This is a genomic window from Paraburkholderia phymatum, assembly GCF_040965635.1.
Classification (GTDB): domain Bacteria; phylum Pseudomonadota; class Gammaproteobacteria; order Burkholderiales; family Burkholderiaceae; genus Paraburkholderia; species Paraburkholderia phymatum_B.
Window position 1 is genome coordinate 1 of sequence record NZ_JBFRCH010000149.1, and the last position, 259, is coordinate 259.

The 259-nt window shown below is 68.7% G+C and carries 1 pseudogene; it reads right to left on the reverse strand.

The features are described from left to right. Window positions 1–259: pseudogene (locus tag AB4Y32_RS40570) on the reverse strand (hypothetical protein); the annotation flags it as partial.

Below are 259 nucleotides of genomic sequence, written 5' to 3' on the forward strand. Positions count from 1 at the left end.
GTCGACTGCTGACGGTCGTCGATCGTCCACGTAATGCCGAGTGCGTGCAGCGCGGCGATGTTGCCGTTGAAGCCCTGCATGCCGAAGCGGTGCTGGTCCTGATGCGCGTAGTTCACGGTGCCAAGCACGGGCGTGAGGTTCGGCAGCACGCCGAACGTCGCAATGCCCGTCGGACGCGTGCCGCTGTGCGGCAGCGTGCCGCCGTTCGCGCGCAGCGTGGCCGTGAGCGCGCCGTAGCCCGACCACGTCGACGTACAGG